Below are 12,924 nucleotides of genomic sequence, written 5' to 3'. Positions count from 1 at the left end.
TTCGGAAGCACCCCGGAAGAGGTACCTGCCTTTTTTAGACCGGGGTCCAATTAAAACTCAGCGCCTAAAACGGCCTGTTCTTCCGTTTGGTAAGGCAGCGGAATGAGGTCGTAATGCTTCCGCCCCAAGAACGTATCCGGCACCGGCTGCTTTAATAGCTCAACCGATCTTTCCGCGATCACACGATGCCTAAGCCAAATGCGAGCGATGTCGGCCTCCAAGGCTCGGGGCCGAAATACGGTCATCCCCTCTTGTAGCATCGTCTCCCTCCCATTCTGAGCGGTCGGGTCGCCGATCGTGTCGTGCAGCTTCTCGGGGCACAGGGCTACGTCAAGGGAACGGGCATCGAGCGGTTCTATCGCGACGTCCGAGCCTTTCGGATTTACGAAGGGACCAGCCAGATTCACCTGCTCAACATCGCCAAGCGCCTCCTATCGGATCAAGCGAGACCTACCGACCTCGCTTAGGCATCGGCGTCGAACGGAGGAACGGCATCGGAAGACAAGCTCCGGATCGGGGGGCGTGCTACCCATGGTGCAGCTAACGAGTGGTGCTGGGGAAGTTGGAAATCGCTTTACAGTTGGGAGTGTCGAGAACACGCGCCGGCAACTCTGTCTGCAATTTTAACGAGCAGTTACCATGCAGCAACAATCTAAAACTATTTTCGGTAGCACTTCTACAAGACACAATTTCGGCGTCGATAAGTCGATTCTTGAGTCCAAGGCAATTGGACGGGCTGCGAGGGCTATGAATGGGCGTTCGACGAACTCGACGGGCCCCGACTTTATCACTCGGGTCGGGCAAACGGTTAGTCGAATCCAATCGGCAGCATCCGTACTTGAAGCCGGTGGACGGACAGTGGTCGTCGCGGCTTCGCGCTCTTGTTATGGGGACCGCGGCGACCGTTGCACATGGGCACGCTGCGGTGGCCGCAGATAGGATCCATCTGGGATTCGATGGCTATCGCTCTGCAACCAATGACTACTGTATCAACGCGAGCAGCGTGCAGGGCGACCCGCAGACTGCTTTCATGTGGCGCTTCAGCAAGAGCGGAGCACTTACGGGCGGCCCAACCTTCCTCGACCTGCAAACGCAAACGGCCATCGAGGTATTTCCGCTGTCGTTCGATGATCATGAAAAGTTCAGGGCCTATGGCAGTGTTCTGGGGCCGCTGCTTGGCGAAAAGTCCGTTTCAAACGAGGTGAATGCATTCACCAACCAGTTGTGTTCGATATCGCCGCCACCGCCGCCGCCGCCGCCGCCGGGGCCGCCTCCGCCGCCCATTCCGCGGCTTCCACGGCACTGGAACGGCTTCATACCGTTTCCAGATGTTGGGCCGTTCCCGCCGCCATCGCCGCCACCACCACCGCCTCCGCCACCAGGGCCGCCACCGCCTCCGCCACCAGGGCCGCCACCGCCGCCGCCGCCGGGGCCACCACCGCCTCCTCCACCACCAGGGCCACCGCCGCCTCCACCACCTGGGCCGCCACCGCCGCCGCCACCCATGCCGGTGCCGCATGCGAATCTCGCACGCGCATTGGGGGCGGATTTTGCGCGCAGCTACTTCATCTCGGACGCGATCCTGGCCGGGTTCAATCAGTACGCAAGCAGCGCCACGAGTCCCACCTTTGCATCGATGGGCCACGGCTGGCACGCATGGGTCACGCCGCGCCAGGTCAACTTCACCGACCGGGTTGTCGGACTCACGTCGCAAGGCACGCTGCAGGAGCTGACATACGGGCTCGACTATCGTGTCAACCCGGATCTCCTTGTGGGCTTTGCGTTCAATCCGGAAAGCACCAAGGTCACGTATGACGGGCTGAATGCCTCGCTCTACGAGTCGGGAATCGGCGGAGGGCCCTATCTGGGATGGCTCATCAGCCCGACGACGCTGTTTGATGCCTGGGCCGGCTACGTACGACTAGATCGTGCCTTCGACGCTTTCGGGCACGGCGCCAACATGCCGGTCAACCGCGCATTCCTATCCACGAGCATCACCCAAATCATCGATACGCCCTGGATGCGCGTCCTGCCCCGGTTCACGGTTTTCCATGCTCACGACGATGTCTCGAGTGTCACGAGCGGACAGGGATTTCCGATTCCGGGCCAGGCCTATAGCTGGGGCCACGTGGAAGGCTCGGTGGAAGTCAACCGGGATTTCGCTCTTGATTCCCGGTTCCTGCTACAGCCGTTCGTCCAGGCTACATTGCGTTACGACACGCAACAGCTGATCAACACCATTACCACGATCGACGGCACCGACGCCGAGCTCTCGCGCTTGCATGGGCAATTGCGCGGCGGCGTCCGAGCCCGGCTCGGATCCCAGGCAGAGTTGTGGCTGTCGGGCGGCTATCTGTCCTTCTTCACGCCCGGGATCGATGCGTGGGAGGCGAAGGCGCATTTCCGCATGCGGTTCGACGAATCGAGCTCCGCGTTCGCCGCCTACATGCCGGTCAAAGCCAAGCCGATCCTGCCATATAGCTGGACCGGCTGCAGCATCGGCGTGAACGCCGGCTATGATTCAGCCAAAGCTGAATTCTCTTCGGCGCCGAATGGAGCCGTCGTCGAGTTTGCGCAGATTACCGGAACTCTCCCCCAACTTGCAGCCCAGCAGGCGGGCTCGAACGCTGCTCGACGTACAGGCGGAGCTACGGCTGGCGGAGGCCTCTCCTGCAACGTGCAGTACGGCAAGATGGTCGTTGGGCTCGAAACGGATTTCAGCTACACCGATCTGCAATCATCGGAGCTGCGCGGACCATTCCCTCTGGCGCCTGGAGTCACCAACACCTGGGAGAACAGCTTTCGATCGAGATATCTCGGCACCGTGCGCGGACGCCTGGGGTTCCTGGCAAACCCCTCGAACATGCTCTACGTGACCGCAGGTTTGGCTTACGCTGAATTTGCCTTTGCCACCGCGGCGGATTTCCCCGGCTTCTCCGGTTTTCGATTTACAGGGGCCGACTCGCGCGCGAAGCCCGGCTGGACAGCGGGCTTCGGCTGGGAAACCGTTGTGAGCGGCCCATGGACGGCCAAATTCGAGTATCTTCACGTCGACCTCGGCGATCGCAGCACCCCGGCACCACAGAACGTCGGCACGCTAAGCCCGTTCGCATGGACACACTCGGCCAAATTGACGGAGGACGTCATTCGCGTAGGGTTGAGCTACAAATTTGCCGGCGCGCCAAATGGAGCTACCGGCTGGTTCTCGCAATGAGACAGTAGCAGGAGCGATGCCGAAGCTTGTTGCCTACACGATCGACGGACATGAGATAGACATCCGTCCTGCTCCGCTCGAACGCGACTGGATGGATTCCAGCGACCAACGGTTCGCCTATCGTTGCCTGCCGCTCAACATCGCAAACGCTCACGGCTGGGAACTGCTCTGCCCGTCGGGCTTCTCGGCGCGATGGGACGGGCTCAACCACAAGGAAACAGTTCGGATCAAGCCCGATCTCGGGACACATGCGCCGGCATCGAGCCACTTCGGACATGGGATTTTGACCTTCCATGTGCCCTGCCTGTTCCGAACCGACCCCGGTTTCGACCTCATCGTGACGGGCCCCATCAACAGGCCGAAGGATGCAATCGCGCCGCTCAGCGGAGTGATCGAGACGGATTGGTCGCCGTACACGTTCACCATGAACTGGCGATTCACGCGGTCAAATACGAAGATTCGATTTGAGCGGGGAGAACCGTATTGTCATGTTTTCCCGGTTGAACGCGGAGCGCTCGAGCGGATCACACCTGAGGTTATGCCACTGTCGAAAGCGCCGGACCTTGAACGCGAGTTCAAGCTCTGGTCCGAAGGCCGCAGCACCTTCAACGCCGACCTGCAGCAGCCGGGCTCGGATGCGGCGCAGCAGCGGTGGCAGAAGACATATTTTCGTGGCGTCAATCCTTCGGGCGAAGCGGCGCGAGCGGATCACCGGAGCCGCCTCCGCTTGAAGGATTTTGTGCCAAAAGAATAAGGAGAGGTATAGGGCCGGCCGTCTGACCCAATGAGGGTCGTATCTTCCCATTCCGAGAGTACTTAGTTTATCTGACTTTTTTTGCGCCGACGAACATCTGGATCGCGCATCGGGTCGGGTCCTTCGGAGTGACGAAGTTGGCCGCGCCAGTGCGTGACGGCATCGACGAGTATCGCGAACATTTCCGTCCGACATTCGGAAGTCGAAGGCAGTCCTCCGCCGTCCAGAAGGAAAGTTGGTCTACTTCGTGATCAGACAAAGGGAGCAGGGCCAACATGCCGCTAACTACCACACCCACGCTTTCGGGTTGGTTATCCCGCCGTCTGCCGTGCCGTTTTCTCGGCGTGTAGAAATAAAGTCGGGCATCTGGCGTGAAGGGATGGTTGTAATTCATCCCAGACCGCAACCATGCGGTATATGACAACGAGCAGCACAACGATCAAAATCGAGCGCAGCGTAGTCTAAGGTCACGGTCGTTCTCCCTCCATCAAACAACGGGCAGTGCGGGCGACATCAGCCTGATCTCGCCGCACCAGTAGCTTCAAAGGTCGCTGACTACTTCTCGTTCTTGAAGAGAACGTCGATGGCCTGGATGACCTTAAGTTCCGGGTGAGCCTTGCAATACACGATGACTTCGTACTCGCCCGATTTGGCACGGGTGATATGGGCAAAATGCTTCTTAGCCAGACCGTTGTACCAGCCACTGTACGCGAGAAAGTCGGCGTCCTCCTGATAGGTATTGGCGAGTTGCGCGCAGGTCAGAGCCTGAACATCGCTGAACCCCTTCGAGTCCATATAGGTCCAGAGCGGGACCTGGGCCTGGGCAGAAGCAATCGAGATGACGAGCGCGACAAGGCCGAGCTCCGGCTCGCGAACGATATGAGGTTGATGATTCTCATTTCTTTTCGTCAAGACCACTTTCGATGTGGACCAAAAATGATCGGGATTCTCGATATCGCGAGTACGATCGCGGGATCTGCGCTCGCATTGTACGCAGGTCGGTATCGATCGAAGGTCTTGCAGGCATGCGCAGGTGTGTTGCTGATTCTTGGTCTTTCTTGCGTAGTGCTGGCTCCCGCGTATGTGACAACCAATCTCATCGCAAATTTGCTCGGCGGAGGAAAGCTTTGCATACGAGACCGTCTACCAACGCCAGAAAAGGAAGATGAATTCAGAAAACGTCATTAGCGCCAGAAATGTACGCCGGCGTGATTCAGGTCAGCCATTCGCTGCTGGCTGCGGCATTGGGCTGGTTGCCCACCATAAAAATGCAATTTCAAAGCGACGAGCGAACCGCGCATCATTGTTTCGCTAAGAAGCCGTGTTACAAGCCGCTCCTTAAGCAAGGGAGCCATCATGGTGAATAAGGCAACGAAGAAGCGCGTCAAGCGGCGCGAGTGGACCAAGGCTGATATTAGAGACCTTAAGGCTTACTCCAAGGCGCGTACGCCCGTCGTAAAAATAGCTAAGCTGACCAAGCGTACTGTGGGAGCGCTGCGCCAGAAGGCGTTGCATCTCGGAATCGGACTCGGGCATCAGCGGTAGCCATTGTTCGAATCTGCTTTCCAAAAAGAGATGGGCACCTATGACGGCGTGCCCATCTTGTCATCGCTTCGCAGCGCTCTCCTGCACCATCGACACTTCGATCCCTCAGTCACGCTACGGTCAAAGCCAAGGGCTTCCGCCGCACAAGCGATGCGAACCGGCCTTGTTGAGCTTCGTGCGATCTAGCAAAAAAGGGTTTGATGGTCTCGTTGGCGGCCGCCATATCCGGTGCAACGCCCATTATCGACGACGACATTCCCGCTCCGATCGGCTCCGAAGTCGAGCGAATTCGCGAGCAATCTTGGCTCTTCGCGCGATTTGGATTGTCACATGATCGATGTTGGCGAAGCCTAGCTGGCCGATTTTCTCCGATTGACTCAGCGGCTCCAGGATAAATGTGCGAAGCTCCCGACCATTGGATCGCTCTAACCGGGGAGTTCACCGGCGAATTCGATGGGCCTGAGCATGTGCCCATGGCGCAATACGTCGACTGGCCCTGGACAAGATCACGCTGTAGAGGGAGGACCGCCCCACTTGTGGAGCACGGCTATGGCGGTACTATCCCCTCATCGTTAAAAGCTGGCCGTCACTGCCAAGCTGGGCGGCAGTTCATTCGGGCTTCGCGAGGGCAGAAGTTGCTTTTGGGGAGGCTGGGATAACAACAGACTTCGTATGATTGATGTACCCGTCCCAAATTTGGGTTTAGCCGCATGCTTTTCTCAGAGCAATGCTGGGAATTCGATAGTCGCAAAGATGATACTGTCGAACGCTGCTCGTTACTGAGCGAGTTGTTGGCTGCCTTTCAGAGCAGTTTCCCGACCATCCGATACGAGCTCTTTCCAGAGCTCAATTTGGTCAACGCACAAGCATTACTGCTAAGAGATCAACGTGTCGTGCGCCTCTATGGAGGTGTAGCACTGCACCCTGCATTGGGTCGCGACGGCTTGGCGTTTGTATTGCTTCATGAAACTGGCCACCACCTGGCGGAGGGCGCCCGTTATCCCTGGAACCCACTAATTGCGTGCGAGTGCGTCGCGGATTCTTGGGCGCTTCGTTCAGGACGGGTGCTACTGGGCAATTCGGTTGGCTGGACCCTAGACGTTCGCAAAGCGGCTGAGGAGATATCCTCCCTCTATTCATCGCGAACTGACATCACACCGTGTTCATCGCATGCTGGCGTGAACGATCGCAGGACGTGCTGGGCCAAGAGCTGGCATGACCGAAGGGAATCAATCCTTACAGATCGATCAATTCCCTTCGTACATACGTGCCCTTTGGATGATGAAGTTCTCGGTCCGCGATCAACTACAATCCGCAATCAATAGTCGGTGTCGTCTTTCTTCCACGGGGCATTGGCCGGCCAGAAATCTCGCTCGTTGCCGCTATTTCCGCCGGGGTCATGGGGACTATGCGGGCGATCGTTGCCACCTCCAGTTGGAATCGGAGCATCGCATACGAGCGTTAAAAGTAGTACGATTTGTCCGTCTGGAAGGCGTACAACTTCTCCCGGCGTGCCAGCGCCTCCGTGGACAACGTAAGGGTCTGTTCCAGTGGGTTCATGCGTTAGATTGAATATCACTCCGTCATAACCGTTGATTGGGTCAATAGCTGCCACAAGCGCATCATTGATGTCGTTCTTGGTGGCTTGTGGTAATTTTTCTAGAAACACGTACCAGCGGGCTCTTGGATTTCTTCCGTGGGCATCATTCGTGCTGTCGGGATAAGCGCCGATACGCCGAGCTGCGCGCGATAGATGGGTGGCTGGAAAAATTTTTTTGCCATTGCGGTCCGTAAAGCTCTTCAAATCCCCTAATTTTCCCACTTTGCTAAATAGGAAGTTCAGTTTGGCAATGATTTGCTGATCGCTAGGTGTAGGGATAAAGGCACCCATGGAATTACCTCCCAATAGAACACGCTGAAATGTCTAATAGTAGTTGCATCTGGCAAATTCATAAAGCCAAATTGTTTCTCATTAACCCGGCTATCCACGAGTGCGGTCGTCTCGACACGGGTGCGATCCGGTCTAGTGGACCGACGCAACAACTGGCGCGCACTCATGAGAGACGTCGACGTTTGCTTCGATCCGATGCCGATTGTCTTTGCGCAACCGCGGCAAATGGGCAAATGTTGCGAAGGGCCATGATCGAGCTAGAGCGACGTGGTGCCTTGATCAGTGAGCACACGCTGTCGCATCGCTTAACTTATCCGGCCGCAAATGAGTTGTTTGTCGCACGATCATAGAGCTTCGCGCCAGTGCCCGCCTGCCGAGAAGACTCCCTCAGTTGTCCTAGCTTCGGATCAGCCTTACCGGGATTAGAAACGGCGTTCTTGCGGCGTAAGCCTCATATTCAGGGAAAGCCAGCCGAAGAATCCGCTCTTCGTTGAACATTCGCCGGCATTGAATTGCCACTACCGCAATCGCGATGAGCACCGCGAGCGGTGAAAGCACCTGGAGTGTTACGCCTACCAGAGCAGCCATCTCACAGAGGTAGAGGGGATGCCGGACGATCCGGTAAGGTCCATCCGTCACCAGGCACCTTGCCTCCGCCAGAATGCTGAAGGATTTGCCCAACCAGCGGAGCACCACAATACACAGCGAGGTCGCCACTAAGATCAGGGCCGTGGACAGCATCGACCAGATTGGATCGAGCTCCACCTTTGGCAGAAAGGCGAGCGCGATACTCAGGAACGTGCCCAGCAAGGCGGAGATCCGCGTCTCAATGCCCTTCGACTTCTTGATGGGGACCAGCCGGGTTATGGTCGTCACTGCAACCAAGCCGAGAAAAAGCACGTTTGCGATGTGGGCCGCGGCCGTCAGCAGCTCGCGAAAGCTCTCCACCGGAAGCAGGTGAGGAATGCCAGCGATGCCCAGAAGAGCAGCCCCGCCGTAGATGAGGATGAGTGCAGCTCTTGCGGTCCAATCCAGAAATGGACTGCCGCCGGGACTGGTGGCGTCGCGGGATCTAGCAGAGATCACCTGGCCGAGCTTTAGGTCAGTCACAGCACAGATCTCGCCATTCAGCAGACGGATCATTAAAAGCCACGCCTGCGGGCAGGTCAATGAGCCGCCCGTCCTCTGGGGCGCCCCATCTTGCCGATCGAGCGACACTTTCCGCGCTGCCCTCGCCTATCACCAAGATATGATTGAACCGTTTCAACGGTGCCGATACGCACGCAAGAGGCGTCTATTTGAACAGTAGTATTGCCATGCATGTACGCGGTTTCACAAAATTAGGTCAAATTTGCTTTTTCCTCGTCGCATTGTTGCTCGCTCAGCCGGCAACGGCTGCAAACCGGGTTGCGCTCGTCATTGGCAATTCTGCATACAAGAACGCAGCGCCCCTTTCGAACCCGGTCAACGACGCCCAGATCGTCGAGGCGACACTGAAGCATGCGGGTTTTGACGTGGTTCAAACCCGCTTGGATCTTCAGGCGGCCGAGATGCGGCGTACGCTGCGCGATTTTGCCGACCAGTCTCGCGACGCGGATGTGGCTGTGGTCTATTATGCCGGTCATGGCATCGAGATCGAGGGTACGAACTATCTGATCCCTGTCGATGCCACGCTCGAGCGCGATACGGACGTTTACGACGAGGCATTTTCGCTTGAGCGGATTCTGCTGGCCGTCGAACCAGCAAGGCAATTGCGGCTTGTGATTCTCGACGCTTGCCGCAACAATCCTTTCTCCGACAAAATGAAACGAACGGTTGGCTCACGAGCGATCAGCCGGGGCCTCGCCCGCATTGAGCCGGCGAGTTCGAACACGCTGGTAGCCTTCGCTGCCAAGGCTGGCTCGACGGCGTCGGACGGCAACAGCAATAACAGTCCGTACGCGACAGCACTGGTGAAATATATCGGAACTCCCGGCCTGGATTTGCGCAGGGTGTTCGGTTTCGTCCGCGACGACGTCATGAAGGCAACCGGGAATCGGCAAGAGCCGTACGTCTACGGCACGCTTGGGGGCGATGATAAGTCGGAGGCCAAGCGGTCTTAGGAAGACAACTATAACACTCAACTCCTTGGCTCACAGAACGACATGGCTACGATCCGACTTGAAATGCGGCACGACTATGAACTCGCGCTGCAGGTCGGCAACAAGGATGCAATGAACTATTTCATTGCCCAGTATCCGGACAGCTACTACGCAAACTTGGCAAAGCTTCAGCTCGCCAAGATCGATGCGGAGGAAAAGCGTGCTGCGGCGGTCGAAAAAGCCCGCCAAGCCGAACAGGAACAGGCCCGGCTCGTCAACCAGGGCGCTCAACAGACACAGCTTGCCAAGGCGGCTTCGGAGTTGAAAGCAGCGCAGGAAGCTCGGGCCGCCGCCGAGACAGCCAAGGAAGCTGCGCAGCAACAGGCCATTCAGGCCGAGCAGCGACGTGTCGCGGCTGAGGGTGCCACAAAGAACAGCACGCCGATGACTCCCTCCGCGCCAGACCAGCCGCGAGAGCCGAACGCGAATGCGGATACCAAGGTGGCCGCGCTGCCCAGTCCGCAAGCACCTGTGCAGTCAACAGCGCCTACTGAGCTTGCAAAGTCACTACAGACCGAATTGCGCCGGGTTGGTTGCTTCACAGGATCGGCCGATGGGGAATGGGATACGGCGTCGCGTCGTTCGCTTGAGAGGTTCAACCAGAACGCCGGCACGAGGTTCGACGCCAAAGCCGCGAGCGCCGATGCGCTTGACGCGATCAAGCTCAAGACAGCACGAGTTTGTCCCTTAATTTGCGGGTCCGGCCTTAGACGAGACGGCGATCGCTGTGTCAAGATTAGCTGTGCCGCAGGCTATTTCCTCAATGGCGATGATGAATGTGAGAAACGCAAGGCACGTCATGTCCCGTCTGCCAAGCTTGAGCGCAGGAACAGGGATCGCGACGAGGAACCTGCGGTAAGACCCGCAAGACCGAAGGCCGAGGCCAACGCAGGCAAAAAGGGCGACGATGGAGTGCCCTTCATGCCCTTCTTCCTGCCCTGACGAGAGTGTCGCCGCATTCTGGCGATATCGGAGATTGGCCGGCCTATTGATCGCCTGTTTGCTCGCCAGAAACCTTGACAAGCCTCGCGCCCGTGTATGCGAGAAGCTCTTCGACCGATTTCGCGGACTCTGGCATAAATATGGGAAGACCTGCGACCTTTGGATCGTTCCAATCGAGGAATTGACCGACATATTCGATAAGCTTGGGCATGTTGCCCATTGCGGTCTGGTCCTGCTTCAGCGCAGCCTGATAATTGCGTGCAATGATCGCTTCCCCGGGGGAAAGTGTCTTCACGACGCCGCCATCGTTGACCTTCACTCTCCGGGCCACTAGGCGCTTGAAGACCGCAAGAAAGTGTTCCTCGGCAGGTTTTGCCCTCTTGGATTACCTGACTGCCCCTTACGAAACCGGCTGGCCTTGGGAGGCCTCCCATACCCCACTCCATAGTCAGGGGAGGGGGTCGATCTGGTTTGCTTCATCGTGCCTTCCGTTCTTTCGTAGCCGTCGGCCAGCTTCGCGATCAGCGCGGCGGTCAGGATGACAACGTCGGTTGCAGCGCCAGTGCGTAACTTGTCCGCCATGGCGCCGACCGCGCAAAAATCGCCGGCAATGCCGAGGCCGGTTTCAGCTTCAAATGCCGGCGCGAGGCTGCGCACCAGGCCCTGCGCCGCGCCGCCGCTTAGGATGTTCAACGTCTTCATGCGCCCTGTTCCTTCGTTCGCGGTCTTTGCGGCTGTGTGCTTCCAGGGCCTTTTCCAGCCTTTTAACGACGCCTGCCCACTTCACGATATCGGCGCGCAGGAATGCGTCGAACACCTCCGGCGTCATGGTCATCGGCGCCGCGCCCTGCGCGGCCCAGAGCTTCTCGACCTCGGGCCGCTTGATTGCGGCGTTCACCGCCGCGTTGAGCTTGTCGATGATCGGCGTCGGCGTGCCCTCCGGGGCCATCGGGCCGAGCCAGATCGTCGCCTCATAGCCGGTCATCGTCGGAACGTTGGGCAGCACCGTCGAACGAGCCTTGCCGGTCGTTGCGAGTGCGCGCACCTGGTTTTCGGCGACATTTGGCGGCATCGCGGGGACGGCATCGATCATCATCTGGACCGCCGCCGCAGCCTTCGCCGCTGTTGCGGTAGGGCACGTGCACGACGTCGATCCCGGCCATGGCTTTGAACAGCTCGCCCGCCATGTGATACGGCGTGCCCTGACCTGATGAGGCATAGTTCAGCCTTCCGGGCGGCGCCTGTGCGAGGGCGATGGATTCCTGCAAGGTCTTTGCCTGCACAGCGGGGTGGACCACGATTACGAGATCCGAAGTGTTCAACGACGCGATCGGCGTCAGGTCGCGCATCAGCTCATATTTGCGCTGCGGCACCAGCGATTCGTTCGCGGTCTGGGTGTCATCATCAGGAGGGTGTAGCTGTCGGCCGGCGCCTTTGCGACCTCAAGCGTGCCGATCACGCCCCCGGCGCCGGTGCGGTTCTCCACGACGAAGGGCTGGCCGAGGCTTTCCTGCAAGATGCCGCCGATCTGTCGCGCGACGACGTCGGCCGGACCACCGGGGCCGAAGGGAATGATGATCCTGATCGGCCGCGCAGGATAGTCTTCGGCGTCGGCATATGAGCCTGCCATGGACACGGTCAGCAACGCCGCGACGAATACCAAGGCGTAGCGCATGCTCGCCATTGACTGAATCCCCCAACTTTAGTCTTGTTTCTTGATCAGAAGTCTGGCTGCAACCTGAAGCATCTGTCGACGACAGACTCCGTTTTCGCGCATTGGAATAAGAGCGGGAGGACGGTGTACTCAAACTTCGTCATCGCGTGCGGGGAATCATATGAAGAAACATCCTGGGCTGTCGCGCCGCGACATGCTGAAGGGCGCGGTGCTGGCTGGGGCCGCCCTTTCAACGCGCGTGATGGCCGCCGCACCACCTGCGGAACCGGTGACGCCGACGCTGATCGAGGCGGCGAAGAAAGAGGGGCAGGTCGTCTACTACACCTCGACCGATCTGCCGGTTGCCGAGAAGCTGGCAAGGGCATTTGAAGCGAAATATCCCGATATCACGGTGCGCGTCGAACGCACCGGCGCGGAACGCGTGTTCCAGCGGGTCGGCCAGGAATATTCCAGCAACATTCATGCCGTCGACGTCGTCAATTCCTCCGACGCCGCGCATTTCATTGTGTGGAAGCGCGACGGTATTCTCGCGCCCTATGTTCCGGAGGAGGTCGCAAAATACTACCCCGAGGAGCATCGCGACGCGGACGGGCAATTCGCAAGCTTCCGGGTCTGGTTGTCGATCATTGCCTACAACACCAATCTCGTGAAGGCCGAGGAGGCGCCGAACAGCTTTGCCGATCTGCTCAAGTCGGAGGCCAAGCGGTCTTAGGAAGACAACTATAACACTCAACTCCTTGGCTCACAGAACGACATGGCTAC

The 12,924-nt window shown here is 58.4% G+C and carries 11 protein-coding genes and 2 pseudogenes; 6 read left to right on the top strand and 7 right to left on the bottom strand.

Annotated features, from left to right (window positions below; genetic code table 11):
* Positions 1-302: 302 nt before the first annotated feature.
* Positions 303-467, top strand: a complete 165-nt coding sequence (locus tag Q2M23_RS37715; protein WP_410469818.1) for an acyl-CoA dehydrogenase family protein — start codon at positions 303-305, stop codon at positions 465-467.
* Between the two features lie 846 nt (positions 468-1,313).
* Here Q2M23_RS37715 and Q2M23_RS44220 read toward each other — a convergent pair.
* Positions 1,314-1,490 carry a hypothetical protein gene (locus Q2M23_RS44220; RefSeq protein WP_410469817.1) on the bottom strand — a complete coding sequence of 59 codons (177 nt, stop codon included), beginning with the start codon at positions 1,488-1,490 and terminating at the stop codon, positions 1,314-1,316.
* A 14-nt stretch (positions 1,491-1,504) separates the two neighbouring features.
* On the opposite strand from Q2M23_RS44220, the gene Q2M23_RS37705 reads away from it, so the two are divergent.
* Both Q2M23_RS37705 and Q2M23_RS37700 read left to right on the top strand, forming a co-directional pair.
* On the top strand, positions 1,505-3,214 hold the full coding sequence (locus Q2M23_RS37705; RefSeq protein ID WP_316398758.1) for an outer membrane beta-barrel protein: 1,710 nt from the start codon (positions 1,505-1,507) through the stop codon (positions 3,212-3,214).
* A 16-nt stretch (positions 3,215-3,230) separates the two neighbouring features.
* Positions 3,231-3,968 (top strand): DUF6065 family protein, encoded by a 738-nt coding sequence (locus Q2M23_RS37700; protein WP_076833979.1) that lies wholly within the window; start codon positions 3,231-3,233, stop codon positions 3,966-3,968.
* Between the two features lie 555 nt (positions 3,969-4,523).
* Here the strand turns inward: Q2M23_RS37700 and Q2M23_RS37695 are convergent.
* On the bottom strand, positions 4,524-4,880 hold the full coding sequence (locus tag Q2M23_RS37695) for a hypothetical protein (RefSeq protein ID WP_316398757.1): 357 nt from the start codon (positions 4,878-4,880) through the stop codon (positions 4,524-4,526).
* A 444-nt stretch (positions 4,881-5,324) separates the two neighbouring features.
* On the opposite strand from Q2M23_RS37695, the gene Q2M23_RS37690 reads away from it, so the two are divergent.
* On the top strand, positions 5,325-5,513 hold the full coding sequence (locus Q2M23_RS37690; protein ID WP_316398756.1) for a hypothetical protein: 189 nt from the start codon (positions 5,325-5,327) through the stop codon (positions 5,511-5,513).
* Between the two features lie 1,318 nt (positions 5,514-6,831).
* Here the strand turns inward: Q2M23_RS37690 and Q2M23_RS37685 are convergent.
* Positions 6,832-7,404, bottom strand: a complete 573-nt coding sequence (locus Q2M23_RS37685; RefSeq protein WP_143271238.1) for a hypothetical protein — start codon at positions 7,402-7,404, stop codon at positions 6,832-6,834.
* A 396-nt stretch (positions 7,405-7,800) separates the two neighbouring features.
* Entirely contained in the window at positions 7,801-8,547 is a 747-nt protein-coding gene (locus Q2M23_RS37680) for an isoprenylcysteine carboxylmethyltransferase family protein (protein WP_316398755.1), read from the bottom strand.
* A 263-nt stretch (positions 8,548-8,810) separates the two neighbouring features.
* Here Q2M23_RS37680 and Q2M23_RS44215 point away from each other — a divergent pair.
* Positions 8,811-10,487, top strand: a pseudogene (locus tag Q2M23_RS44215) (caspase domain-containing protein); the annotation flags it as partial.
* 43 nt (positions 10,488-10,530) lie between these two features.
* Here Q2M23_RS44215 and Q2M23_RS37665 read toward each other — a convergent pair.
* The 3 genes and pseudogenes from Q2M23_RS37665 to Q2M23_RS37655 form a co-directional block, all read right to left on the bottom strand.
* Positions 10,531-10,806: a hypothetical protein gene (locus tag Q2M23_RS37665; protein WP_316398752.1), complete on the bottom strand. Its 276-nt coding sequence runs from the start codon at positions 10,804-10,806 to the stop codon at positions 10,531-10,533.
* An 11-nt stretch (positions 10,807-10,817) separates the two neighbouring features.
* On the bottom strand, positions 10,818-11,189 hold the full coding sequence (locus tag Q2M23_RS37660) for a substrate-binding domain-containing protein (RefSeq protein WP_316398751.1): 372 nt from the start codon (positions 11,187-11,189) through the stop codon (positions 10,818-10,820).
* A gap of 46 nt (positions 11,190-11,235) precedes the next feature.
* Positions 11,236-12,117, bottom strand: a pseudogene (locus tag Q2M23_RS37655) (tripartite tricarboxylate transporter substrate binding protein); the annotation flags it as partial.
* 205 nt (positions 12,118-12,322) lie between these two features.
* Here Q2M23_RS37655 and Q2M23_RS37650 point away from each other — a divergent pair.
* Positions 12,323-12,874 carry an extracellular solute-binding protein gene (locus Q2M23_RS37650; RefSeq protein ID WP_316398750.1) on the top strand — a complete coding sequence of 184 codons (552 nt, stop codon included), beginning with the start codon at positions 12,323-12,325 and terminating at the stop codon, positions 12,872-12,874.
* Positions 12,875-12,924 lie beyond the last annotated feature (50 nt).

Origin of the sequence: Bradyrhizobium sp. 33ap4, assembly GCF_032654765.1 — a bacterium.
Classification (GTDB): Bacteria; Pseudomonadota; Alphaproteobacteria; order Rhizobiales; family Xanthobacteraceae; genus Bradyrhizobium; species Bradyrhizobium australafricanum.
The sequence above is the reverse complement of the archived record's forward strand: the minus strand, read 5'-3'. Positions and strand labels throughout refer to the sequence as shown.